Source organism: Georgenia satyanarayanai (genome assembly GCF_009193135.1).
In the GTDB taxonomy this organism is placed as follows: Bacteria; Actinomycetota; Actinomycetes; order Actinomycetales; family Actinomycetaceae; genus Oceanitalea; species Oceanitalea satyanarayanai.
The window spans coordinates 189,590-211,644 of the sequence record NZ_VUKC01000001.1; the positions used below are offsets into that span (position 1 = coordinate 189,590).

Annotated in this window: 25 protein-coding genes; 18 read left to right on the plus strand and 7 right to left on the minus strand. The window is 74.6% G+C overall.

All coding sequences use genetic code 11. From position 1 onward, the window contains the following. Positions 1-219 precede the first annotated feature (219 nt). Positions 220-1,356, plus strand: coding sequence for a nucleotidyltransferase domain-containing protein (locus GD632_RS00940; RefSeq protein ID WP_152187700.1), 1,137 nt, complete (start codon positions 220-222; stop codon positions 1,354-1,356). A gap of 12 nt (positions 1,357-1,368) precedes the next feature. Here GD632_RS00940 and GD632_RS15835 read toward each other — a convergent pair whose 3' ends face one another. Then, positions 1,369-1,533 carry a hypothetical protein gene (locus GD632_RS15835; RefSeq protein ID WP_193311278.1) on the minus strand — a complete coding sequence of 55 codons (165 nt, stop codon included), beginning with the start codon at positions 1,531-1,533 and terminating at the stop codon, positions 1,369-1,371. 171 nt (positions 1,534-1,704) lie between these two features. Between GD632_RS15835 and GD632_RS00945 the strand changes: the two genes are divergently transcribed. Next, a complete protein-coding gene (locus GD632_RS00945; protein ID WP_226924383.1) occupies positions 1,705-2,442 on the plus strand; it encodes an alpha/beta fold hydrolase in 738 nt (245 codons plus the stop codon). Here GD632_RS00945 and GD632_RS00950 read toward each other — a convergent pair. Then, the gene (locus tag GD632_RS00950; protein ID WP_226924384.1) at positions 2,420-3,217 is read right to left on the minus strand and encodes an ROK family protein; all 798 of its coding nucleotides are present in this window, start codon (positions 3,215-3,217) and stop codon (positions 2,420-2,422) included. The two genes, GD632_RS00945 and GD632_RS00950, sit on opposite strands and share 23 nt — an antisense overlap. A gap of 29 nt (positions 3,218-3,246) precedes the next feature. Here GD632_RS00950 and GD632_RS00955 point away from each other — a divergent pair, with 29 nt between their 5' ends. The 6 genes from GD632_RS00955 to GD632_RS00980 all read left to right on the plus strand — a co-directional run bounded on the left by GD632_RS00955 (position 3,247) and on the right by GD632_RS00980 (position 8,205). Further along, positions 3,247-4,131: a tRNA pseudouridine synthase A gene (locus GD632_RS00955; RefSeq protein ID WP_152187702.1), complete on the plus strand. Its 885-nt coding sequence runs from the start codon at positions 3,247-3,249 to the stop codon at positions 4,129-4,131. Between the two features lie 45 nt (positions 4,132-4,176). Next, the gene (locus GD632_RS00960) at positions 4,177-4,644 is read left to right on the plus strand and encodes a DUF5709 domain-containing protein (RefSeq protein WP_152187704.1); all 468 of its coding nucleotides are present in this window, start codon (positions 4,177-4,179) and stop codon (positions 4,642-4,644) included. A gap of 224 nt (positions 4,645-4,868) precedes the next feature. After that, positions 4,869-5,312, plus strand: a complete 444-nt coding sequence (gene rplM / locus GD632_RS00965) for a 50S ribosomal protein L13 (protein ID WP_110851899.1) — start codon at positions 4,869-4,871, stop codon at positions 5,310-5,312. Between the two features lie 44 nt (positions 5,313-5,356). Further along, complete coding sequence (rpsI, locus tag GD632_RS00970; RefSeq protein WP_152187707.1) at positions 5,357-5,848, plus strand: 30S ribosomal protein S9; 492 nt, start codon at positions 5,357-5,359, stop codon at positions 5,846-5,848. A 203-nt stretch (positions 5,849-6,051) separates the two neighbouring features. Next, complete coding sequence (gene glmM, locus GD632_RS00975) at positions 6,052-7,404, plus strand: phosphoglucosamine mutase (RefSeq protein WP_152187709.1); 1,353 nt, start codon at positions 6,052-6,054, stop codon at positions 7,402-7,404. A gap of 96 nt (positions 7,405-7,500) precedes the next feature. Next, entirely contained in the window at positions 7,501-8,205 is a 705-nt protein-coding gene (locus tag GD632_RS00980) for a DedA family protein (protein WP_193311279.1), read from the plus strand. On the opposite strand, the gene coaA is transcribed toward GD632_RS00980, so the two are convergent. After that, positions 8,202-9,173 (minus strand): type I pantothenate kinase, encoded by a 972-nt coding sequence (gene coaA / locus GD632_RS00985; protein WP_152187713.1) that lies wholly within the window; start codon positions 9,171-9,173, stop codon positions 8,202-8,204. The genes GD632_RS00980 and coaA overlap by 4 nt on opposite strands. Before the next feature lie 92 nt (positions 9,174-9,265). Between coaA and glmS the strand changes: the two genes are divergently transcribed. From glmS to rimI, 8 genes are all read left to right on the plus strand, one after another. Then, positions 9,266-11,116 carry a glutamine--fructose-6-phosphate transaminase (isomerizing) gene (glmS, locus tag GD632_RS00990; protein WP_152187716.1) on the plus strand — a complete coding sequence of 617 codons (1,851 nt, stop codon included), beginning with the start codon at positions 9,266-9,268 and terminating at the stop codon, positions 11,114-11,116. Beyond that, positions 11,113-11,466 carry a holo-ACP synthase gene (locus GD632_RS00995; RefSeq protein ID WP_226924385.1) on the plus strand — a complete coding sequence of 118 codons (354 nt, stop codon included), beginning with the start codon at positions 11,113-11,115 and terminating at the stop codon, positions 11,464-11,466. Before glmS ends, GD632_RS00995 begins: the two co-directional genes overlap by 4 nt. 157 nt (positions 11,467-11,623) lie before the next feature. Further along, on the plus strand, positions 11,624-13,165 hold the full coding sequence (locus GD632_RS01000; RefSeq protein WP_152187718.1) for an NAD(P)H-hydrate epimerase: 1,542 nt from the start codon (positions 11,624-11,626) through the stop codon (positions 13,163-13,165). A 31-nt stretch (positions 13,166-13,196) separates the two neighbouring features. After that, complete coding sequence (gene alr / locus GD632_RS01005) at positions 13,197-14,345, plus strand: alanine racemase (protein ID WP_152187720.1); 1,149 nt, start codon at positions 13,197-13,199, stop codon at positions 14,343-14,345. Next, positions 14,342-14,869 carry a tRNA (adenosine(37)-N6)-threonylcarbamoyltransferase complex ATPase subunit type 1 TsaE gene (gene tsaE, locus GD632_RS01010; RefSeq protein WP_152187722.1) on the plus strand — a complete coding sequence of 176 codons (528 nt, stop codon included), beginning with the start codon at positions 14,342-14,344 and terminating at the stop codon, positions 14,867-14,869. The genes alr and tsaE overlap by 4 nt, the downstream gene beginning before the upstream one ends. Further along, positions 14,866-15,660: a hypothetical protein gene (locus tag GD632_RS01015; RefSeq protein WP_152187725.1), complete on the plus strand. Its 795-nt coding sequence runs from the start codon at positions 14,866-14,868 to the stop codon at positions 15,658-15,660. Before tsaE ends, GD632_RS01015 begins: the two co-directional genes overlap by 4 nt. A 31-nt stretch (positions 15,661-15,691) precedes the next feature. Beyond that, positions 15,692-16,396, plus strand: coding sequence for a tRNA (adenosine(37)-N6)-threonylcarbamoyltransferase complex dimerization subunit type 1 TsaB (gene tsaB / locus GD632_RS01020; RefSeq protein ID WP_152187727.1), 705 nt, complete (start codon positions 15,692-15,694; stop codon positions 16,394-16,396). After that, on the plus strand, positions 16,393-16,854 hold the full coding sequence (gene rimI / locus GD632_RS01025; RefSeq protein ID WP_152187730.1) for a ribosomal protein S18-alanine N-acetyltransferase: 462 nt from the start codon (positions 16,393-16,395) through the stop codon (positions 16,852-16,854). Before tsaB ends, rimI begins: the two co-directional genes overlap by 4 nt. 4 nt (positions 16,855-16,858) lie before the next feature. On the opposite strand, the gene GD632_RS01030 is transcribed toward rimI, so the two are convergent. Further along, positions 16,859-17,467, minus strand: a complete 609-nt coding sequence (locus tag GD632_RS01030) for a malonic semialdehyde reductase (protein ID WP_152187732.1) — start codon at positions 17,465-17,467, stop codon at positions 16,859-16,861. 96 nt (positions 17,468-17,563) lie between these two features. Here GD632_RS01030 and tsaD point away from each other — a divergent pair, with 96 nt between their 5' ends. Next, on the plus strand, positions 17,564-18,607 hold the full coding sequence (gene tsaD / locus GD632_RS01035) for a tRNA (adenosine(37)-N6)-threonylcarbamoyltransferase complex transferase subunit TsaD (protein WP_152187734.1): 1,044 nt from the start codon (positions 17,564-17,566) through the stop codon (positions 18,605-18,607). A gap of 104 nt (positions 18,608-18,711) precedes the next feature. On the opposite strand, the gene GD632_RS01040 is transcribed toward tsaD, so the two are convergent. After that, on the minus strand, positions 18,712-19,848 hold the full coding sequence (locus tag GD632_RS01040) for a glutamate--cysteine ligase (protein WP_152187736.1): 1,137 nt from the start codon (positions 19,846-19,848) through the stop codon (positions 18,712-18,714). Between the two features lie 55 nt (positions 19,849-19,903). Then, a complete protein-coding gene (locus tag GD632_RS01045) occupies positions 19,904-21,112 on the minus strand; it encodes a class I SAM-dependent methyltransferase (RefSeq protein ID WP_152187738.1) in 1,209 nt (402 codons plus the stop codon). Between the two features lie 196 nt (positions 21,113-21,308). Between GD632_RS01045 and groES the strand changes: the two genes are divergently transcribed. Further along, complete coding sequence (gene groES, locus GD632_RS01050; protein ID WP_152187742.1) at positions 21,309-21,605, plus strand: co-chaperone GroES; 297 nt, start codon at positions 21,309-21,311, stop codon at positions 21,603-21,605. Positions 21,606-21,678: 73 nt separating this feature from the next. Here the strand turns inward: groES and GD632_RS01055 are convergent, their stop codons facing one another. Beyond that, positions 21,679-21,969: a WhiB family transcriptional regulator gene (locus tag GD632_RS01055; protein ID WP_152187744.1), complete on the minus strand. Its 291-nt coding sequence runs from the start codon at positions 21,967-21,969 to the stop codon at positions 21,679-21,681. Between the last annotated feature and the right edge of the window lie 86 nt (positions 21,970-22,055).

The window sequence follows — 22,055 nt, forward strand, 5'->3', positions numbered from 1 at the left end:
GGCTGGGACCGAGCCTAGGGACGGGCCCGCCCCGTGACGACGGTTGTCGCGGGAGAACCTGGGTGACCCCCGGATGACGGGGCCCGGGGCGCCGCGCTCACCCGGACCCTCACCCCGTGCGTCCCCGGAGAGACTCGGGCAATCACGCCGTGGTCCGACCTCGGCGTCGCTACGCTCCCCGTAGCGCCGGACCAGACGGCGGGCGAGGACGGGATCGGTATGACGACGCGCACGAACCACGACCGGGCGGTCGGCGAGCTCCTGCGCGCCGTGTGCGGCGACGGTGACCTCCCCGCGCTCTCGCTGCCGGCCGACCCCGTCGTCGCGGCGGCCCGCCACCACCGGGTCTCCCCGCTGGCCCACGTCCGCCTGCGGGAGGCCGCCCCGGCGGTCGCCGAGGAGCTCCGGGCGGACCGGGACGCCGCCAAGTCGCTGCACATCCGCTCCGGCATGCTCCTCGCCCACGTGTCCGAGCTGCTCGCCGACGTCCCCTGGCTCGTCTTCAAGGGGCCGGTCCTCTCCGAGCTCGCCCACCCCGTGCCCGGTGTGCGGCCCTACGGCGACCTCGACCTGCTCGTCGCGCCCCAGGACCTGCGGACGGTCAGCCGCGCCCTGCTCGCGGCCGGGTGGGAGGTCGGCGACTACGAGGACATGCTCCGGAACCCGCAGACGCCGGGTGAGATGCACTGGTTCACCCCCGCGGGGATCCAGGTCGACCTCCACTGGGCGATGATCAACATGGGCTCCCGCCGCCGGCTCTTCCGGATCGACACCGGCGCGCTCCTCGCGCGGCGGCGCCGGGTGCGGATCGGCCTCGCGCAGGCGTGGACGCTGGACGAGGCGGACGCCCTCGTCCACGTCGCGCTGCACGCCGCGCTCGCCGGCGCCAACAGGCTCGGGTGGATGGTCGACGTCGACCAGCTGAGCCGGCAGGTCGGTGACTGGCCCGCGGTCGCGGCCCGGGCCACGGAGTGGGGTGCCCAGGCGCAGCTGGCGCTCGCGCTGCGGCGGGCCACGGCGACCCTCGGCACCCCGGTGCCCCCGGAGGTCTACCGGATGCTGGGGACGTCGCTGCCCCTGCGGGTGGTCCTCGACGCCGTCGACCGGCTCTTCCCGGTGGCACGGCAGTGCCGGGACGCCTCGCCCTCGCGGCTCGTCGCCCGGGCGGTGCGCCCGGGCGCCGTCCGCACGCTCGCACAGGCCGCCCGGAACGCGGGCCAGGGAGTCGTCGACAGGCTGGCGCCGCACGCGGGCGTCACCGCGGCCAGGGTGACGGCAGGGGAGGAGGCCCTCGAGGTCTACCTCCGGGCGGTGGAGGGCACCGCGAGGACGGGGGCCCCACCGGTCTCCCGGTGAGGCCCCCGTTCGTCAGCGCGAGCCGACCGGCGGGTGCGGACCCGTCGGCGGCTCGTCGGGCGGCCCGGCGTAGCCGGACCACACCGAGTTGTCCTTCTTCGGCCCCGGCGTCTGACGGCCGAGCGTCAGTCCGTGGACGGTGCCGACCTCGTCGAGGCGAGGTGCCGTGTAGGCCATGTGTCCTCCTCTCCTGGGTGGTGGCGACGCGCGGCAGGTGGAGGCCCGGGCGCCGGTGTGAGGGGAGACTACGGGCGCTCGGACGCCGGCGGACGGGACGAGCCGGGGGCTCGGCGGGTGATTACGGCTGACGGCGACGCTCACCCTCGCCGCGCGTGGCAGGGTGGGCGCGTGAGCCCCGTCTCGGTCGTCCTCGTCCACGGCATCCGCGCCTCCCGCACGATGTGGCGCCCGCAGCTCGCCGCGCTCGAGGAGGCCGGCGTGCCGGCTCTCGCCCCGGACCTCCCCGGCCACGGCCGGCGCGCGGGGGAGCCCTTCACCCTCGACGGCGCCCGCGCGGCGGTGGAGGACGCCGCCCGCTCGGCCGGGGGCGCCGTCGTCGTCGTCGGTCTCTCACTCGGTGGCTACCTCACCCTGGACTGGGCGGCGCGGACCGAGCAGCGCGTCGTCGGGGTGCTGGCGGCGGGCTGCTCCACCCGGCCGCGTGGCCCCGGCCTGGTCGCGTACCGGAGGGTCGCCGCGCTCATCGCACGGCTGCCCGACGGCGGGCGGTGGCTCAACGACACCCTGGCGCGACTGGCGCTGCCGGCCGCGGCGCTCGCGGACCTCCACGACGGCGGCATGGAGCTCGGGGTCATGGACGCCGCCCTCGCGGCGGTCGGCGGCCTGGACCCGATCGCCGACCTGCGCGCGATCGAGGCCCCGGTGCGGCTCGTCAACGGCCGCTGGGACCACTTCCGCACCGAGGAGCGCCGCTTCCTCGCCGCCTGCCGCGACGGACGGCTCGACATCGTCCCCGGCGCGACCCACCTCGTCTCGCTCGTGCGACCCGAGGAGTTCAACCGCATCATGCTCGGCCTCGTCGAGGAGGTCGCGCCCGGCTCGGTCAGGGCCCCCCGCTCGGGGTGATGCCGCCGAGCTCCCAGGCGCGCACCCCGCCGATGATCCCCGCGCTGTTGGGGACGATGACGACGTCGTCACCGAGGCGGTCGAGCGTCGTGGCGGTGATGCGGCGGGAGTTGCCACCCCCGAGGTAGAGCCGGTCCCACAGGACGACCGGACGCAGGGAGTCGACGACCTGCCGCACGCGTCGCGACCACATCGCATCCCCCAGCCGCAGCCGTTCGTGCTCGCCGATGTACTCGTCGTAGGTCAGCCCCCACCGGGCCTGGGCGCGCGAGAGCTCGAGGTGCGGGGCGAGCCGGCCGCCGTCGAACAGGGCGTTGCCCAGGCCCGTCCCGAGCGTGACGACGAGCTCGAGGCCGGCCCCCGCGACCACGCCTGCGCCGTGCACCTCGGCGTCGTTGAGGAGGAGCACCGGCATGCCGAGCTCCGCGGTGAGGGCCTCCTGGAGGTCGAGGTTCTCCCACGCCTCGACGAGGTCCGCCAGCACCCTCGTCCGCGGCCCGGCGCGTGTCACGTAGTGGGGGGTGGTGACGACGACGCCGTGCCGGATCATCCCCGGCATCCCCACGGTGGCGCGCTCGGCGGGCGGCAGCTGCTCGGCCAGGGACCGGATCGTGTCGACGAGCCGCTGCGGCGGCAGGGGGTAGGGGGTGGCCGCCCGGACCGGCTGGGCGTGCATCGTGCCCGCCGCGTCGAGCACCGAGGCCTTGAGGCCGCCGCCGCCGCAGTCGACGGCCAGGGTTGTCGGGCCGCGGCGCGCGGTGCTCAGTGGGTCCACGAACGCGACGCTACTACTAGCCTCGGGGCGTGAGCGCAGCCCCTGACGGAGACACGGTCCGGCTCCGGTTGGACCTCCGCTACGACGGCACGGACTTCTTCGGGTGGGCCACCCAGCCGGGTCTGCGGACCGTCCAGGGCGTCCTGGAGGGGGCGCTCACCACCGTCCTGCGCCTGCCGGTGCCCGCGCGGCTCACGGTCGCCGGGCGCACCGACGCCGGCGTCCACGCGCGCGGCCAGGTCGCCCACCTCGACGTGCCCGTCGCCGCGTGGCGGGCCGTGCCCGGGCGCAGCGACCGTCCGCCGGAGGAGGCGCTGGTCTCCCGGCTCGCCGGCGTCCTCGGCCGCGACGCACGCCCCCGCGGGGCGGGGGACGTCGTCGTCCACCGCGTCCGTGTGGCGCCCCCCGGCTTCGACGCCCGCTTCTCCGCGGTGTGGCGGCGCTACGCCTACCGGGTGGCGGACACCCCGGGCGCGCGCGACCCGCTGCGGCGCCGTGACGTCCTGTGGCACGGGCGCCCGCTCGACGTCGCGGCCATGGACCTCGCCGCCCAGTGGCTGCGCGGGGAGCACGACTTCGCCGCGTACTGCAAGCCCCGGGAGGGGGCCACGACCATCCGCACCCTCGAGGAGCTGCGCTGGCACCGGCGGGCCGACGGGCTGGTCGTCGCCACCGTCCGCGCCGACGCCTTCTGCCACTCGATGGTGCGCGCCCTCGTCGGGGCGAGCCTCGCCGTCGGGGAGGGACGGCGGCCCGTCGACTGGCCCGCCACCGTCCTCGCCGCCGGCCGCCGCGACCCGGGCGTCGCCGTCGTCGCCCCCCACGGGCTCACGCTCGAGGAGGTCGGGTACCCCGCCGACGACGCGCTCGCCAGCCGGGCCGTGCAGGCGCGCAACGTCCGCACGCTGCCCTGACGGCTCCTCGTGCGAGCGCCCGGCGCCGGTGGCAGCCTGGGACGCATGACAGAGCCAGCAGAGGACACCCCGGCCACCAGCTCCGACCCCCAGTGGCCCGGGGAGGGCGACCACAACCAGCTGCCCAAGGAGGACACCCTCGAGAACCGCGCGGTCGACGACCTCATCGAGGAGGGGTACTCCCCGCCCGAGCGCGACCCGCTGCGCGGCAAGAACCTCACCGAGGCGGAGCTCCTCGAGGGCGACACCCTCACCGAGCGGCTCGAGCAGGAGGAGCCGGAGGTCTGGGAGGAGCGCCAGGAGCCGGACGCCGCCCGCGAGCCCGACCGCGCCGGCCGCATCGAGGCCGTCTCCGAGGAGGCCGCCGGGCCGCTCGGGGAGCGCGAGCAGGACGTCATGGCCGAGGACGTCGGCGTCGCCGGCGGCGCCGCCTCGGCGGAGGAGGCCGCGATGCGGATCCGCGAGGAGGACGAGCCCATCGGGCTCACCGGTGAGGGCGGCACGCCCGGCTGACCCGGGTGGCACGTCTCACTCGTGTCGCCGTCCGCCGCCTTTTGACCCAGCGCGGCGGGCGGCGGTACTCTTGGATGTCGTTGTGCATCCCTTTGCGCTCCCCGGTGCTCCCACTCGCCGGCGCAGCGGCGCGGATGCGCGCAACGAGCACCACCAGACCATGGACGGCCCTTGCGCCTACGCGCACGACGCCGCCCGACGACAGAGAAACGAAGGCTACGCCCGTGCGCACGTACACACCGAAGCCCGGCGACGTCGAGAAGAACTGGTACGTCATCGACGCTACCGACGTCGTCCTCGGCCGACTGGCGACCCACGTCGCCACCCTGCTCCGTGGGAAGCACAAGCCGAGCTTCGCACCGCACGTCGACAACGGTGACTTCGTCATCGTCATCAACGCGGAGAAGGTTGCCCTCACCGGCAGCAAGCTCGACGACAAGCTCGCCTACCGCCACTCCGGTTACCCGGGCGGCCTCAAGGCGACGAGCTACGCCCAGCTCCTCGAGCGCTTCCCGGAGCGCGCGATCGAGAAGGCCGTCCGCGGCATGGTGCCCAAGACGACCCTCGGTCGCGAGCAGCTGAAGAAGCTCAAGGTCTACGCAGGCCCCGAGCACCCCCACGCCGCGCAGCAGCCGCAGGCCTTCGAGATCACCCAGGTTGCCCAGTAGTCCGCAAGGACGCGGCACCCTCTCACCAGGACACGAGGAGAACTGTGGCTGAGACCACTCCCGAGATCGAGCTGGACGACGAGAACGTCCCCAGCAGCTACACCACCGAGACCGACGCACCCGCCGCGGGTGCCGGTCAGAGCCTCACCGCCCCGGGGCAGGCGCTCGGCCGCCGCAAGGAAGCGGTTGCGCGCGTCCGACTCGTCCCCGGGACGGGCCAGTGGACCATCAACGGTCGCTCGCTGGAGGACTACTTCCCGAACAAGCTCCACCAGCAGCTGGTGAGCTCGCCGTTCTCGCTGCTCGACATCGAGGGCCGCTTCGACGTCGTCGCGCGGATCCACGGCGGTGGCATCTCCGGCCAGGCCGGTGCGCTGCGCCTCGGCGTGGCCCGCGCGCTCAACGAGATCGACGCCGAGTCGAACCGTCCGGCGCTGAAGAAGGCCGGGTTCCTCACCCGCGACGCCCGCGCCGTCGAGCGCAAGAAGGCCGGCCTCAAGAAGGCCCGCAAGGCCCCGCAGTACTCCAAGCGCTGATCCAGCGCCGAGTGGAACGGCCCCGTCGACAGACGGGGCCGTTTCGCGTTCCCGCACCTCCCCGGACACCGCACCCGGTGCGTCGCAGGACGGGCACCGCGAACGTCACCCAACTCACCACGTGGGCGGATGGCGGTGGTGTGGTCCTCTGGCACCATGGGGCGGGGCCCTCGGCCCCCTGGCCTCGAGACGAAGGAACCCCCATGCCCCGACTGTTCGGAACCGACGGCGTGCGCGGACTCGCCAACCGGGACATCTCCGCGGAGCTCGCCCTCGGCCTCGGTGCCGCAGCGGCGCGGGTGCTCACCGCCACGGCCGGCGCGGAGGGGCGCCGCCCGCGCGCCGTCATCGGCCGTGACACCCGCATCTCCGGGGACTTCCTCTCCGCCGCCCTGGCCGCCGGTCTCACGAGCGCGGGCGTCGACGTCGTCGAGGTCGGCGTGCTGCCCACCCCGGGCGTGGCGCACCTGACCGCGACGACGGACGTCGACCTCGGCGTCGTCATCTCCGCCTCGCACAACCCCATGCCCGACAACGGCATCAAGTTCTTCGCCCACGGCGGCTTCAAGCTCGAGGACGCCATCGAGGACGCCATCGAGGAGAGCCTCGGCGCCGTGTGGGACCGCCCGACCGCCGACGGCGTGGGCCGCATCGAGGAGGACGCGCGCGCCGCCGACCGCACGTACATCGACCACCTCGTCGCCGCCGCGGGCCGGCCGCTCGAGGGGTTGCGCATCGCCATCGACTGCGCCAACGGCGCGGCGAGCGACATCGCACCGCTCGCGCTGCGGGAGGCCGGCGCCGACGTCGTCGTCATCAACGCCTCGCCCGACGGCCGCAACATCAACGACGACTGCGGCTCCACCCACCCCGAGCAGCTCCAGGCCGTCACCGTCGCCTCCGGTGCCGCCTTCGGGGTCGCCTTCGACGGAGACGCCGACCGCTGCATCGCCGTCGACCACGAGGGCACGATCGTCGACGGCGACCAGATCATGGGCGTGCTCGCCACCGCGTTCAAGGAGCAGGGCCGGCTCGCCGAGGACACGCTCGTCGTCACGGTCATGAGCAACCTCGGGCTCCTCCTCGCCATGCGCGACGCCGGGATCCGCACGGTCCAGACGGCGGTCGGGGACCGGTACGTCCTCGAGGCCATGCGCGCCGGCGGCTTCAGCCTCGGCGGGGAGCAGTCCGGCCACATCATCGCCAGCGACCACGCCACCACCGGCGACGGCCTCCTCACCGCGCTGCTCCTCGCCGCCCGGGTGGTCGAGACCGGGCGCTCGCTCGCCGACCTCGCCTCGATCGTCACCCGCCTCCCGCAGACCCTCGTCAACGTCCCCGACGTCGACAAGGCCCGGGCCGGTACCGACGACGGGCTGCGCGCCGCCGTCGCCGCCGCGGAGCAGCGCCTCGGCGACACCGGCCGTGTCCTGCTCCGCCCCTCGGGCACCGAGGCGCTCGTGCGGGTCATGGTCGAGGCCGCCACGCAGGAGGAGGCCGACGCCGTCGCCGGGGAGCTGGCCGACGTCGTGCGCACCCGCCTCGCGCTCGGCTGACTCGGGGGGTCGTCGGGGTCATACCCCGGTGACACCGGGGTGCCCGGCACGGTCTAATGGTCCGGTGACACGAACCGGTGCCCGATGACGGCGGCCATGGTGGCGATCGAGTCGTGGGTGCTCGGCATGGCCGACTCCCCGTGGCTGCTCGTCGCGGTCCTCGCCCTCGCCACCATCGACGGCTTCTTCCCGCCGGTGCCGAGCGAGTCGGTCGTCATCGGCGTCGCCGTGCTCGCGATGACGGGCGAGGGCCCCAACCTGTGGCTGCTCATCCTCGTCGCGGCCGTCGGCGCCTTCACCGGTGACCTCATCGCGTACACGATCGGGAGCAGGGTCCCCATCGACCGGCTCCGCATCTTCCAGGGAAGACGGGGGAGGGCGAGCCTCGCGTGGGCCAGGCGCGCCCTCGCCCAGCGTGGCACCGTGCTCATCCTCTCCGCCCGGTTCATCCCGATCGGCCGGGTGGCGGTGAACATGACGGCCGGGGCGGTCGCCTTCCCGCGGCCCCGCTTCATCCTCATCGCGGCGATCGCGGCGATCGTGTGGGGCGGGTACTCCACCGCGCTCGGGATCGGCGCGGGCGTGTTCCTCCACGACCACCCGCTCGTCGCGATCGCCGTCGGTGTCACCGGTGGGGTGCTCATCGGGTTCGTCGTCGACGCCGGGCTGCGGTGGGTGCACCGTCGGTTCGGCGGCAAGCTCCCCGAGAGCCTCGAGGTCCTCGCCCCGGACTACGTCGCCCCGCCGGAGGGTGAGGCCAGCGAGCAGAGCTGGGACGAGTGCTCGAGCACCCCTGGCTAGATCTTGCGCAGCCGCATCCGGTGCATCCGGTGGTCACCGGACTTGGTGAGCACGAGGGAGGCCCGCCCGCGCGTGGGCAGGATGTTCTCCTCGAGGTTCGGCTCGTTGATCGAGCCCCAGATGCGGGTGGCCGTCTCGACCGCCTCGTCGTCGCTCAGCGCCGCGTAGCGGTGGAAGTAGGAGCGGGGGTCGGCGAAGGCCGTCTCCCGCAGTGAGAGGAAGCGGTTGACGTACCAGCGGCGCACGTCGCTCGTGCGGGCGTCGACGTAGATCGAGAAGTCGAAGAAGTCGCTGACCGCGAGGCTGGGGGCGCCGTCCGCCGTCGTGCGGGCGGGCTGCAGCACGTTGAGGCCCTCGACGATGAGGACGTCGGGGCGGTGCACGGTGATCTCGCGGCCCGGCACGATGTCGTAGGTGAGGTGGTCGTAGACCGGTGCGGTCACCTCGGGGACACCGGACTTCACCGCGCTGAGGAAGCGCAGGAGGGCGCGCTGGTCGTAGGACTCCGGGAAGCCCTTGCGGGACATGAGGCCGCGGCGCTCGAGCTCGGCGTTGGGGTGGAGGAAGCCGTCCGTGGTCACGAGGTCCACCCGTGGCATCCCCGACCAGCGGCGCAGCATCTCCCGCAGCAGCCGTGAGGTCGTCGACTTCCCGACGGCGACCGACCCCGCCACCCCGATGACGAAGGGCGTGCGCCCCATCCGCTCCCCGAGGAACGTCGAGGTCACCGAGCCGAGCCGGCGCGAGGAGGCGACGTACAGCGACAGCAGGCGCGACAGCGGCCGGTAGACCGTGTCGACCTCGGTGAGGTCGACCGGGTCACCCAGGCCGCGCAGCCGGTCGATGTCCGCGGAGGTGAGCGGTTGCGGTGTCGCGGCCGACAGTCGGCTCCACGCCGCGCGGTCGAACTCGAGGAAGGGTGAGGTCGCCGGCTGCGTCGCCGACGTCGCTGCCTGCGGGGACGTCACGGCACCAGTCTCTCGTACGGCGGCAGGTGCTGCGCACCGGCGCCGGCCGGGTGCGTGCGTGAGGCCGACAACCGGCAAGTAGGCTGCTGCCCATGTGTGGAATCGTGGGAGCAGTCTCCGTTGCGGCCGCGGGCACCCCGCCCGCCGACGTCGTCCTCGACGGGCTCGCCCGTCTCGAGTACCGCGGCTACGACTCCGCAGGCATCGCCGCCGTCGCCGACGGCGCGCTCGCGGTGCGCAAGAAGGCCGGCAAGCTGCAGGGGCTGCTCGACGAGCTCGAGCGCGAGCCGCTGCCCGCGACGCACGCCGCGATCGGGCACACCCGGTGGGCCACGCACGGCGCGCCGACCGACGAGAACGCCCACCCGCACCTGTCCGGGGACGGGCGCCTCGCGCTCATCCACAACGGCATCATCGAGAACTACGCGTCGCTGCGGAACGAGCTCCTCGCGGAGGGCGCCGTCTTCGCCTCGCAGACCGACACCGAGGTCGTGGCCCACCTCCTGGGGCGCACCTACGCCGGCGACCTCACCGCCGCGATGCTCGAGGTGACCAAGCGGCTCGAGGGCGCCTTCACGCTCCTCGCCGTGCACGCCGACCACCCGGGCACGATCGTCGCCGCGCGCCGCAACTCCCCGCTCGTCATCGGCCTCGGCGACGGCGCGAACTACCTGGGCTCCGACGTCGCCGCCTTCGTCTCGCAGACGAAGTCGGCGCTCGAGGTCGACCAGGACCAGGTCGTCACCATCACCGGGGACTCGGTGAGCGTCGTCGACGCCGCCGGGCAGCCGGTGGAGCCGCGTGGCTTCACCGTCGAGTGGGACGCCGCGGCAGCGGTCAAGGGTGGCTTCGACTCCTTCATGGACAAGGAGATCCACGACCAGCCGCAGGCCGTGGCCGACACGCTCCTCGGCCGCACCGACGAGCTCGGGCGCCTCAAGCTCGACGAGCTGCGCATCGACGAGACGATCCTGCGGAGCATCGACAAGATCATCGTCGTCGCCTGCGGCACCGCCGCCTACGCCGGGCACGTGGCCAAGTACGCCGTCGAGCACTGGTGCCGCATCCCCGTCGAGGTCGAGCTCGCCCACGAGTTCCGCTACCGCGACCCGGTCGTCAACGAGAAGACGCTCGTCGTGGCGATCTCCCAGTCCGGGGAGACGATGGACACGATCATGGCGGTGCGCCACGCCCGCGAGCAGGGCTCCAAGGTGCTCGCCGTCGTCAACACCTACGGCTCGACGATCGCCCGCGAGTCCGACGCCGTGCTCTACACGCACGCCGGCCCGGAGGTCGCCGTCGCCTCGACGAAGGCCTTCATCGCGCAGATCACCGCGACCTACCTCCTGGGCCTGTACCTCGCCCAGCTCCGTGGCAACAAGTACATCGACGAGGTCGCCGACTACCTCGCCGAGCTCGGCCGCATCCCCGCGCGGATCGAGGAGGTCCTCGCGCGCCAGGAGGAGGTCCGCGAGGTGGCGCGGGCGATGAAGGACACCACCTCGGTGCTCTTCCTCGGCCGCCACGTCGGCTTCCCGGTGGCCCTGGAGGGTGCGCTCAAGCTCAAGGAGCTCGCCTACATTCACGCCGAGGGCTTCGCGGCCGGTGAGCTCAAGCACGGCCCGATCGCGCTCATCGAGGAGGGCCAGCCGGTCTTCGTCGTCGTCCCGACCCCGCGCCGGCCCACCCTCCACGCGAAGGTCATCTCCAACATCCAGGAGATCCGGGCCCGCGGCGCCCGCACCCTCGTCATCGCCGAGGACGGCGACGACGACGTCTCGCCCTACGCCGACGTCGTCTTCCGCTACCCGCCGACCCCCACGCTCATGACGCCGCTCGTCTCGGTCGTGCCGCTGCAGATCTTCGCCGGCGAGCTGGCCCGGGCCAAGGGCTACGACGTCGACCAGCCGCGCAACCTCGCGAAGTCCGTCACCGTCGAGTGAGCATCGTCGGGGTGGGCATCGACGTCGTCGACGTCGAGCGCTTCATGCGGACGCTCGAGCGCACCCCGCGGCTGCGGGAGAAGCTCTTCACGCCCGAGGAGCGCGAGCTGCCGCCCGCGTCGCTCGCCGCGCGCTTCGCGGCGAAGGAGGCGATCGCCAAGGCGCTCGGGGCGCCGGGCGGGATGTCGTGGCAGGACTGCACGGTCGAGCGGGTGGTCGGCGGCGCGCCGGTCGTCCACGTCCGCGGCTCGGTCCTCGCGCGGGCCGAGCAGCTCGGGGTGCGGACCTGGCACCTGACGATCTCCCACGACGCCGGCATCGCCTCCGCCATGGTCCTCGCCGAGAGCTGACCGTCCCTCCCGCCAACAGCCGACTTACCGCCGACAGTCGAGTTGTCGTCGACAGCCGAGTTGTCGGCGCCAGCTCGCCTCACCGCTCCGGTGGGTGGGTGGGGAACAGCTCCGTTGTCGGCGGGAGGTGGGGGCGCGGGCGGGACACAATGGGGCCATGATCCGTGCGTACGAGGCCGAGGCGGTCCGGGCGGCCGAGGCGCCGTTGCTCGCGTCCACCGCACCGGACGAGCTGATGAAGCAGGCCGCCTTCGCGGTCGCCACCGAGGTGCTGCGCGAGCTCGGCCGGCTCGGGGCACGCCGCAGCGGCAGCACGGTGCTGCTCCTCGTGGGCGGCGGCAACAACGGCGGGGACGCCCTGTACGCCGGCGGCTACCTCGCCCGGCGCGGCCTGCAGGTCGTGGCCGCGCTGTGCACCGACCGGCCGCACGTACGCGCGCTCGCCGCCGCCCGCGGCGCCGGCGTGCGCGTGCGCGAGGTCCTCGACGGCGCCGGCGCTCCCCGCTGGGAGGTGCTCGCGACGCTCGCGGACCGCGCCGGCGTGTGGGTCGACGGACTCACCGGCATCGGTGCCCGCGGCGCCCTGCGCGAGCCGCTCGCCGGGATCGTCACCGCCCTCGAGGACCGGCGGGCCGTCATGCCGGACGAGCCGACCGTCGTCGCCGTCGACGTCCCCTCCGGCACCGGCGTCGACGACGGCACCGTCCCCGGCCCGGTCCTGCGCGCCGACGTCACCGTGACGATGGGCGCGGCCAAGCCCGGCCTGCTGGTGCGGCCGGCGGCGGCCCTGGCGGGGAGGGTCGTCGTCGTGGACATCGGCCTGGGCCCCCACCTCGGTGAGCCGGCGCTGCGCCGCCTCACCCCGGCCGACGTCGCCGACCTCCTCCCCGCACCCGTCGCCACCGACCACAAGTACACCCGCGGCGTGCTCGGTCTCGTGGCCGGCTCGACCACCTACCCCGGCGCCGCGGTCCTCGCCGCCGCCGGCGCCCTGCGCACCGGGCTCGGCATGGTCCGCTACCTCGGCCCCGACGCCGTCGCCCGGCTCATCCACGACCGCTTCCCCGAGGTGGTGGTCGGGAGCGGACGCGTCCAGGCCTGGACCCTCGGCAGCGGTGTCGACCCTGCCGACGACGCCCGCGCCGACGACGTGCGCGACGCCCTCCAGCGGGCCCTCGACGACGGCGTCCCCGCCGTGCTCGACGCCGGCGCCCTCGCCCTCGCACCCGAGCGGCTCACCGCCACCACCGTCCTCACCCCGCACGCCGGGGAGCTCGCCCGCCTGCTGTCGACCCGCGGTGAGCGGACGAGCCGCGCGGACGTCGAGGCCGCGCCCCTCGACCTGGCCCGCCGCGCCGCCGTCCTCACCGGTGCCGTCGTCCTCCTCAAGGGGCCGACCACCGTGGTCGCCGCGCCGGGCGGCGCCGGGCTCAGCCAGGCCGACGGGACCCCCTGGCTGGCCACCGCCGGCACCGGTGACGTCCTGGCCGGGGTGCTCGGCGCGCTGCTCGCCCAGCGCGGGGAGGACCTCGCCGCCGGGCACGACCCCGCAGGCACCCTCACCGCCGAGCTCGCGGCCGCTGCAGCCCTCGTCCACGGTCGCGCGGGTGCCCGTGCCTCGGGCGGCGGACCGGTCACCGCCACGGGGGTCGCCGACGCGGTACCCGGCGTGGTCGCCGCGCTGCTCGCGGACCGCTGAGGCCGCGCGGCTCCGTGGCAGACTCGGCACCGTGAGCTACTACCCGGCACGGGCGGTCGTCGACCATGCCGCCATCCGCGCGAACGTCGAGCGGCTGCGTGCCGCCGCGGGCGCCGCGGAGGTCATGGCCGTGGTCAAGGCCGATGCGTACGGGCACGGCATCGTGCCGGTCTCCCGCACGGCGCTGGCCGCCGGTGCGACGTGGCTCGGCGTCGCCCAGCTCGGCGAGGCCCTCGAGCTGCGCGCCGCGGGCGTCGACGCGCCGCTCCTCACGTGGATCTACGGCCCCGGCGCCCCGCTCACCGCGGCGCTGACCGCGGACCTCGACGTCTCGGCGTCGGCGCCGTGGGCCCTGGACGAGCTCGCGGCCGCCGCCCGGGCCACCGGCCGGGTCGCCCGGGTGCACCTCAAGGCCGACACCGGCATGGCGCGGGGAGGCGCCCGGCCCGAGCAGTGGGCCCAGCTCGTCGACCACGCCGCCGGGCTCGCGGCGGAGGGGACCGTCGACGTCGTCGGCGTGTGGTCCCACCTCGCTCGCGGTGACGAGCCGGCCGAGCCGACGACGTCCACGCAGCTGGCCGCCTTCCGTGACGCCGTCGCCACCGCCGAGCGTGCGGGCCTGCGGCCCGCCGTCCGCCACCTCGCCGCCTCCTCCGGCACGCTCCTGCACCCCGACACCCACCTCGACCTCGTCCGCCCGGGCCTGGCCCTCTACGGGCTCTCGCCCGCCCCGGACGTCGCCGACGCCGTCGCGCTCGGGCTGCGCCCGGCGATGCGGCTGGAGGCGGAGGTCATCCACGTCAAGGACGTCCCCGCCGGCACACCCGTCGGCTACGGTCACACCTACACGACACCGTCGGCCGGACGGCTGGCGCTCGTGCCGCTCGGTTACGGCGACGGGATCCCGCGCCACGCCGGCAACGCCGGACCGGTCCAGGTCGGCGCCCACCGCGGCCGCGTGACCGGGCGGGTGAGCATGGACCAGGTCGTCGTCGACCTCGGTCCGGGCGGCACGGACGTGTCGGTCGGTGACGTCGCCGTGCTCCTGGGTGACGCCCGCGACGGCGTCCCGACGGCGCAGGACTGGGCCGACGCCGCCGGCACCATCAGCTACGAGATCGTCACCCGGCTCGGCAGCCGCATCCCACGCACCCACGTCTCGCAGGAGGACCCCCGATGAGCACCTGGCAGCCCGCCGACCCCGAGGCCACCCGCGAGCTCGGACGCCGGCTCGCCGGCGTCCTGCGCGCGGGGGACCTCGTCGTCCTCACCGGGGACCTCGGCGCCGGCAAGACCACCCTCACGCAGGGCATCGGTGCCGGGCTCGGCGTGCGCGGGCAGGTGGCCTCGCCGACCTTCATCATCGCTCGCGCCCACCCCAGCCTGGGGGAGGGGCCCGACCTCGTCCACGTCGACGCCTACCGTCTCCAGTCCCTCGCCGAGGTGGACGCACTCGACCTCGACAGCTCGCTGGAGGACTCCGTCACCGTCGTCGAGTGGGGAGAGGGCATGGTCGAGGGGCTGGCCGAGGACCGCCTCGAGGTCATGGTCGGCCGGCCGCGCGGGGGCCTGCGGGACGCGGAGGAGGTCGCCGACGCCGGGGCCCGCACCGTGACGGTCCACGCCCACGGGCCACGGTGGGAGGGCGTCGACCTGAGCGCCGCGCTCGGGGACCCGGTGGACGCGTCGGGGACCGGACGGTGAGCAGCCGCCGGCTGACCGGACTGCTCCTCGCCGCGGCGATCCTGCTCCACCCGGGCGCCGCGGCCGCGGCGACGGACGAGCCCACGCCCGGCGCACCGGCCACCGGCGTGCCCGCCGAGGTCTCCGCATGGTTCGCCGAGGAGGGCGACGACGCCGTCGCGGACCTCGGCGATGACCTCACGCTCGGCGCCCCGCGCCGCGTCGCGACGTGGAACGAGGAGTACGTCGCCGGTGAGGCGCCCGACGCCCCCGCCGCCCCCCTCGAGGAGTGGGTCGCCGCCGTCGTCCGGCGCGCGGAGACGCCCGAGCCGGTCGGGGTGGTCCGTGCGGGTGCGGCGGACGGTTCCCTCCAGCTGCTCGACGTCACCGAGGACACCGAGCTCGCCGTCGCCCTCCAGGAGGTCCCCTCCGGCACCGTCCTCATCCGCGACGACACGGTCGAGGGCTGGTTCGGGCTCCTCGACGGTGAGGTGTGGCCGCTCACCGAGGGCGCCCGCAACGTCCTCCAGGGCGCCCTGCCCGCCGAGGTCTTCCAGGGCTTCCTCGCCGCGTGGCGCGGGGAGGCGCCACCGGCGACCGTCCCCGGCGCCGCCCAGGACGACGACGACACCCTGTCCCCGCTCATCCCGATCGGCGTCATCGTGCTCGCCGGCGTGGGGGTCGCCATCCTCCTGCTGCGCCAGTACCGGCGGGCGGACTCGCGGATCGTCGCCGACGTCCATGCCGGGATGGCGCCACGGCCCGAGGACTCCGACGCGGAGGGGCCACGCCCGGAGCAGCCCGGCGGGTGAGCGCCGCCGAGGGCGGACTACCCTGGGTGCCGTGCGAACCCTGTGCATCGACACCTCCGCCGGTAGTGCGGTCGCCCTCCACGACGACGAGGCGGGTGTGCTGGCCCGCGCCCGGAGCGCCGACCACCGCGGTCACGCCGAGCGCCTCTCCGCACTCGTCGCCGAGGTCCTCGGGACCGCGGGGCTGGGCGCCGCCGACGTCGACCGGGTGGCCGTGGGCACCGGCCCAGCGCCCTACACCGGTCTGCGGGTGGGGCTCGTCACCGCGTTGACCTTCGGCCGCGCCCGGGGAGTGCCCGTCCACGGCGTCTCCAGCCTCGACGTCCTCGCCCGCCAGGTGCTCGACCTCCGCCCCGGCTCGACGGTGCTCGTCCTCGGGGACGCGCGACGCAAGGAGGTCTACTCCGCCCGCTACCGCGAGCTCGGCAACGACGACGTCGAGGTCCTGTCCGGCCCCCGCGTCGGGCCGGCCGCCGAGCTGGCCACCGACCCGCTGGACGCCGCGGTGGACGAGGGACCCGTCGTCGTCGCCGGTCCGGGGTCCCTCCTGTACGCCGACGTCCTTCCCCCCACGCCCGGCGCGCCGGACGAGGTCGACGCCGCCGTCCTCGCGCGCATCGTGCGGGCCCGCCTCGCGCGCGCCGCGGAGGGCGAGGAGGTCGCACTCGGCACCGAGCCGCTCTACCTTCGCCGCCCCGACGTCACCCCGGCGGCGGCGCGCAAGCGCGCCTCGTGACCCTCCGGCCGCTCCGGGAGGACGACCTCGACCGGGTCGACGAGCTCGAGCACGAGCTCTTCGGTCGGGGCGCGTGGTCCCGGGCGGCCTACCTGTCCGAGCTCCGTCAGCCGGGCCGGTACTACGTCGCCGCGGAGAGCGACGGCGTCGTCGTCGGCTACGCGGGGATCGCCCTCGGGCAGGACTGCGAGGTGATGACCGTCGGCGTCGCCGGCAGCCACCGTGGCCAGGGCATCGGCGCCGCGCTGCTGGACGACCTGCTCGGGCAGGCGCGCGCCGCACGGGCCCGCCACGTCTTCCTCGAGGTGCGGGCGGGGAACGGGACCGCGCAACGGCTGTACGAGCGTGCCGGCTTCCTGCCGATCGGCACCCGCCCGCGCTACTACGGCGACGAGGACGCCGTCGTCATGCGCCTCACCCTGCGGCGGGGTCAGGGCGACCTCACCGCGCACCCGTGACGCGTCAGAGGACGACGGCCGCCGTCTCGAAGTCGAGCCGGCCCGCGCGGGGGCGGACGGCGTCGGGCGCGTCGCTCGCGGCGTGACCGATGTTGAGGACGGCCAGGGTGCGCCAGCCGGACCCGGCGAAGAGCTCGGCGTCGAGGCCGGCGGCGTCCAGGCCCGTCATCGGGCCCACGGCCAGGCCGGCGGCGCGCAGGCCGAGGATGAGGTAGCCGAGCTGGATGAGCCCGTTCGTCCGCGCGAAGGTCTCGCGGAACCCCGGGTCGCCCGCCATCTTCTCGCGCGCACCGGCGCGGTGCGGGGCGAGGACCTCGAGGTGCTCGTGGAAGGCGGGGTCGTAGGCCGCCACGATGCTCAGCGGCGCAGCGAGCGTCTTCGCCTGGTTCCCCTGGTACATGTGTGCCACCAGGCGCTCGCGGGCCTCGGCGGACTCGACGACCGCGAGCCGCAGCGGCTGCCCGTTCATCGCCGTCGGCGCCCAGCGCACCGCCTCGTAGACCTCCCGCACGAGCGCGACGTCGACCGGCTCCGGCGTGAAGGCGTTCGTCGTGCGCGCGTCGTGGAAGATCGCGCGCGGCAGGCTGGTCACGGGGATCGCGTCGGTGGTCATGCCGACGGCAACCCCGCGGCCGTGAGGAAGCATCCGTCCGGGGCTGTGAGGTCAGCCACAGGCGCTGCCGGGTGGGGAGCGGACTACCCTGTGGGGGTGAGTGAACCCCTGGTCCTCGGCATCGAGACGAGCTGCGACGAGACGGGCTTCGCCCTGGTGAGGGGCCGCGAGCTGCTCGCCGACGTGACGGCCTCCTCCATGGACGAGCACGCCCGCTTCGGCGGCATCGTCCCCGAGGTCGCCAGCCGCGCCCACCTCGAGGCCTTCGTCCCCACGCTCGACGCGGCGCTCGACGCGGCCGGCTGCCGTCTCGAGGACGTCGACGCCGTCGCCGTCACCGCCGGGCCCGGCCTCGTCGGCTCCCTCACGGTCGGGCTCGCTGCCGCGAAGTCGCTCGCGCTGGCGCTGGACCGTCCGTTGTACGGCGTCAACCACGTCATCGGGCACATCGCCGTCGACGAGCTCGTCCACGGCGCCTTCCCCGACCACTTCGTCGGTCTGGTCGTCTCCGGCGGTCACACCAGCCTGCTCGAGGTCCGCGACATCGCGACCGACGTCGTCGAGCTCGGGCAGACCCTCGACGACGCCGCCGGGGAGGCCTTCGACAAGGTCGGCCGCCTGCTCGGCCTGCCCTACCCCGGCGGGCCCCACGTCGACCGCCTCTCCCAGCAGGGGAACCGGAGCGCGATCCGCTTCCCGCGCGGCCTGTCCAAGGGCAAGGACGTCGCCCGCCACCCCTACGACTTCTCCTTCTCGGGGCTCAAGACCGCCGTCGCCCGGTACGTCGAGGGTGTCGAGGATGCCGGTGAGGAGCTGCCCGCCGCGGACGTCGCCGCCTCCTTCTCCGAGGCCGTCGCCGACGTGCTCGTGAGCAAGACCCTCGCGGCGTGCCAGCGAACAGGGACGCGGACCGTCGTCATCGGCGGCGGGTTCTCGGCGAACTCGCGCCTGCGCGAGCTGGCCGCCGAGCGGGGCGCGGCGCACGGCATCGAGGTGCGCATCCCGCCGATCCGTTACTGCACCGACAACGGGGCGATGATCGCCGCTCTCGGCTCCGCGATGCTCCGCTCGGGTGTCGCGCCCTCCGCGGTGGGCATCGCGGCCGACTCGGGGATGCCGCTCACGACCGTCCGCGCCTGACAGCCCGCCGTTGGGTCGTCCCTTCCACTCCCCATGGGGTGGTGGGACGTGCGACGCACGATCCAGAAGGGCGACGCACGCGGCGGCGGTCCGTCGTCAGCCGGTCAGAGGGGGCGGCCCGCCCTCATCTCCGCCACGAGGGAGGCGACGACGGCGTCGAGGTCGCCGTCGTGGCGGCGCGCCACCCGGCGCTGACGCTGGTAGGAGGCGCCCTTGGCGAGGATCGCGCGGATGCCGTCGAGCTCCTCGAGGCAGCCGAGGCGCTGGGCCACCGGCTCGAGGCGGGGGAGCAGCTCGCTCACGGCCTCGCTGACGAGCTGCTCGTTGCCGGCGGCGTCGAGGATGACGATGGCGTCCATGCCGTAGCGCGCCGAGCGCCACTTGTTCTCGTGAAGGAACCACTGCGGCATGCGGGGCAGCTCCTCACCGTTGTCGAGCATGGTCGAGAAGTGCTCGACGAGGCAGTGGACGAGCGCCGCGAGCGCGAGGACCTCGGTGAGGTTGGACGCGCCGTCGAACACGCGCATCTCCAGGGTCCCCAGGTGCGGCGCGGGCCGGATGTCCCAGCGGATCTCGTTGAGGTCGTCGATGACGCCGGTGTGGAGCATGTCGCGGGCGTAGGACTCGAGCTCGTGCCACTCCTCGAAGACCTGCGGCAGCCCCGCCGTGGGCAGCTGCTGGAAGAGGAGCGCACGGTTGGAGGCGTAGCCCGTGTCCCGCCCCGCCCAGAACGGGGAGGACGCCGCGAGGGACTGCAGGTGCGGCAGGTAGCACAGCACCGCGCGCAGGAGCGGGAGCACCTTGCGCCGGTCCTCGACGCCGACGTGCACGTGGACGCCGTAGATGACCATCTGACGGCCCCACCACTGCGTGCGCTCGATGAGCGTGGCGTAGCGCTCCTTGTTCGTCACCCGCTGGAAGTCGTAGCGCGCGAACGGATGGGTGCCGGCGCACATGAGGTCCACACGCAGCGGGTCGAGCACGGTGCGCAGCTCGTCGACGGTGCGCGCGAGGTCCGCGCCCGCCCCGCGCACCGTCGTCGCGACGCCGGAGACGACCTCGATGGTGTTGAGGAGGAGCTCGGGGTGGATGTTGGGGTGCGCGTCCGCGCCGGGCGGCCGGACGGCCTCGAGCACGGTCGGTGCGACCTGGCGCAGGTCGCCGGAGTCGACGTCGACCAGGGCGAGCTCCCACTCGATCCCCACCGTCGATCGCGCCGACGGGGCGAAGTCTATCTCCATGGGGACATGATGCCGTCCGTCGGCGTGATGCGCCCGCACGGGGCCGACCCGGCGTCTACCCGGGGGCGGTGACCGGCTCGACGACGATGACGCTCTGCCGGCCGGCGACCCGCGTGAGCACGATCGTCGCCGCGTTCGGGCCGCTCGGGGAGAGCTGACGGCGCAGCTGCCCGGGCTCCACGGCCGTACCCCGCTTCTTGATCGTCACGGTCCCCACGTGCCGGTCGCGCAGGTAGGCACGCAGGGACTTGAGCGCGAACGGGAAGGAGTCGAGCACCCGGTAGGCGGTGAGGAAGGGGGAGTGGGCCAGTCGGGGCCCGGTGAGGTAGGCGATGGACTCGGCGACGAGGCCGGCGCCGACCTCCTCCCCGGCGAGGGCCACGAGACCGGCGCGGATGACCGCGCCGTCCGGCTCGTAGAGGTAGCGGTCGAGGTCCTGGACCTGCCCGGCCCGCACGGGGGCGTCGGCGGCGGCGACCTCGGAGGCGAGGCGGTGGGCGTGGCCGTCACGGTCGAGGACGAGGGCGCCGCGCCCGGGCCCCTCCGGGGCGAGCGGCCCGAACCACAGACCGGCCTCGACGACGTCGCCCGCCACGCTCACCCACTGGGCGTGGGCGTCGGCGGGCAGCCCGGTGTGCGGGATGCCCGGGGCGACCTTGAGCCCGAGAGCGGGCACCCGGTCGCGCAGGGCGAGGACGTCGTCGAGGGACGGGGAGTAAGCGTTCGGGTCGAAGACGCGCCGGCCGCCGCGGGTGCGCCTGGCGGGGTCGGCGAAGACGGCGTCGACGCCGTCGAGGTCGGTGGCGAGCGCGTCGCCGTGGACGACGGTGACCTCCGGGAAGTGGCGCAGGTTGACGGTCGCGACGGCGGCGGTCAGCTCGTCGAGCTCCACGGCGAGCACGGGCAGCCCCAGCGCGCCCATCGCCATCGCGTCCCCGCCGATGCCGCAGCCGAGGTCGGCGACCCTCGTGGCGCCGGCCGCCGCGAAGCGCGCGGCGTGGTGCGCGGCGACCGTCAGGCGGGTGGACTGCTCGAGCCCGGCCTGGGTGAAGACCATCCCGTCGGCGAACTCCCCGAACTTCGCCCGTCCCTTCGCGCGCAGCCGCGACTGGGTCATCGCGGCGGCGACGAGGTCGGGGTCCAGCCCGCGGTCCCGCAGCGCCATCGACAGCGGGAGCGCGGTCGCCTCGTCGTAGGGCGGCAGCTGGCCGAGCAGGGCCCAGCCCTCGGGGGAGAGCAGCTTGCTCAGCGCACTGGCGTCCACCCGACGATCGTAGGCGGCGACGCCGTTGGCACTCACCTTGACCGAGTGCTAACGCGGGCATAGATTTGGCCGTGCGGTGGCCCCCGGGCCCCGCGACAGCACCAGAACCACGGGCCGACCCCCGCGACGGCGGCCCGCCGGTGACGGTGCGACTGACCTTGTTCCGTTACTCACCTAAGCGAAGGGGAGGTCCGCAGTGTCGGTCTCCATCAAGCCCCTCGAGGACCGCATCGTCGTGCAGACCCTCGAGGCCGAGCAGACCACCGCGTCTGGCCTCGTCATCCCGGACACCGCCCAGGAGAAGCCCCAGGAGGGCTCCGTCGTCGCCGTCGGCCCCGGCCGCGTGGACGACAAGGGCAACCGCGTCCCCGTGGACGTGGCCGTGGGTGACGTCGTCATCTACAGCAAGTACGGCGGCACCGAGGTGAAGTACGCCGGCGAGGAGTACCTCATCCTCTCCGCGCGCGACGTCCTCGCCGTCGTCGAGAAGTGACGTCCTCCTAGGACAAGCGAAGGGCCCCGGTCGCAAGACCGGGGCCCTTCGTCGTACGACGTGGCGTGATGCGTCAGCTCGCGCGGCGCAGGGGGGTGGTGAGGATCTGCTGGCGGTCGTCCTCGGACAGGCCGCCCCAGACGCCGTAGGGCTCGCGGACCTTCAGCGCGTGCTCACGGCACTGCTGGATGACGGGGCAATCGGCGCACACGGCCTTGGCCGCCTCGTCGCGGCGGCGGCGGGTGCCGCCCCGCTCACCCTCGGGGTGGAAGAAGAGGTTCGGGTCGGCGTCGCGGCACGCGCCCTGGTACTGCCACTCCCAGAGGTCCATGACCGGGCCGGGAAGCCTGCTGAGCTCTGCCATCGTCGTACTCCTTCACATCCGTGGTGCGCGACCTCGGTGCCGCGGGGCCATGGGGTGAACCTAGCAACCGATGCAGGCATTGTTCA

Bases quoted from the DNA above. Each gene is read 5' to 3' on its own strand.
- tsaE (WP_152187722.1), top strand. From the start codon at position 14,342: ATGAGCACCTGGCAGCCCGCCGACCCCGAGGCCACCCGCGAGCTCGGA.
- GD632_RS00960 (WP_152187704.1), top strand. From the start codon at position 4,177: ATGACAGAGCCAGCAGAGGACACCCCGGCCACCAGCTCCGACCCCCAG.
- GD632_RS15835 (WP_193311278.1), bottom strand. From the start codon at position 1,533: ATGGCCTACACGGCACCTCGCCTCGACGAGGTCGGCACCGTCCACGGA.
- GD632_RS00940 (WP_152187700.1), top strand. From the start codon at position 220: ATGACGACGCGCACGAACCACGACCGGGCGGTCGGCGAGCTCCTGCGC.
- GD632_RS00980 (WP_193311279.1), top strand. From the start codon at position 7,501: ATGGTGGCGATCGAGTCGTGGGTGCTCGGCATGGCCGACTCCCCGTGG.
- glmS (WP_152187716.1), top strand. From the start codon at position 9,266: ATGTGTGGAATCGTGGGAGCAGTCTCCGTTGCGGCCGCGGGCACCCCG.
- GD632_RS01040 (WP_152187736.1), bottom strand. From the start codon at position 19,848: ATGGAGATAGACTTCGCCCCGTCGGCGCGATCGACGGTGGGGATCGAG.
- glmM (WP_152187709.1), top strand. From the start codon at position 6,052: ATGCCCCGACTGTTCGGAACCGACGGCGTGCGCGGACTCGCCAACCGG.
- GD632_RS01000 (WP_152187718.1), top strand. From the start codon at position 11,624: ATGATCCGTGCGTACGAGGCCGAGGCGGTCCGGGCGGCCGAGGCGCCG.
- GD632_RS01055 (WP_152187744.1), bottom strand. From the start codon at position 21,969: ATGGCAGAGCTCAGCAGGCTTCCCGGCCCGGTCATGGACCTCTGGGAG.
- GD632_RS01030 (WP_152187732.1), bottom strand. From the start codon at position 17,467: ATGACCACCGACGCGATCCCCGTGACCAGCCTGCCGCGCGCGATCTTC.